Below are 765 nucleotides of genomic sequence, written 5' to 3'. Positions count from 1 at the left end.
CGGGATTCTCGAGGGACACCTCAACCCCTTTTTCTCTCTTCTGGTGTCTCTCGCGGGATTCTCGAATGACACCAACAACCCCTTTTCCCTCGTCTGGTGTCTCTCGCGGGATTCTCGAAGGACACCAACAACCCCTTTTCCCTCGTCTGGTGTCTCTCGCGGGATTCTCGAAGGACACCACAACCCCTTTTTCTCTCTTCTGGTGTCTCTCGAAGGATTCCCGAAGGACACCAACAACCCCTTTTCCCTCGCCAAGTGTCTCTCGCGGGATTCTCGAAGGACACCACAACCCCTTTTTCTCTCTTCTGGTGTCTCTCGAGGGATTCTCGAGGGACACCACAACCCCTTTTTCTCTCTTCTGGTGTCTCTCGAGGGATTCTCGAAGGACACCAACACCCCCTTTTCCCTCGCCAAGTGTCTCTCGAGGGATTCTCGAGGGACACCACAACCCCTTTTTCTCTCTCCTGGTGTCTCTCGCGGGATTCTCGAAGGACACCAACAACCCCTTTTCCMTCGTCTGGTGTCTCTCGAAGGATTCCCGAAGGACACCACAACCCTTTTTTCTCTCTTCTGGTGTCTCTCGAAGGATTCCCGAAGGACACCAACAACCCCTTTTTCTCTCTTCTGGTGTCTCTCGAGGGACTCTCGAAGGACACCAACACCCCCTTTTCCCTCGCCAAGTGTCTCTCGAGGGATTCTCGAAGGACACCACAACCCTTTTTTCTCTCTTCTGGTGTCTCTCGAAGGATTCCCGAAGGACACCAA

At 53.7% G+C, this 765-nt stretch carries 1 protein-coding gene; it reads right to left on the bottom strand.

Annotation, left to right across the window (positions count from 1 at the left end; all coding sequences use genetic code 11):
* The coding region (locus tag FZC78_RS24080) for a hypothetical protein (protein ID WP_215727421.1) at positions 1–496 on the bottom strand (496 nt) is incomplete at its 3' end.
* Between the last annotated feature and the right edge of the window lie 269 nt (positions 497–765).

Origin of the sequence: Rossellomorea vietnamensis (genome assembly GCF_008180415.1) — a bacterium.
Lineage (GTDB): Bacteria > Bacillota > Bacilli > Bacillales > Bacillaceae_B > Rossellomorea > Rossellomorea vietnamensis_C.
This window is presented reverse-complemented; position numbering and strand designations above follow the sequence as displayed.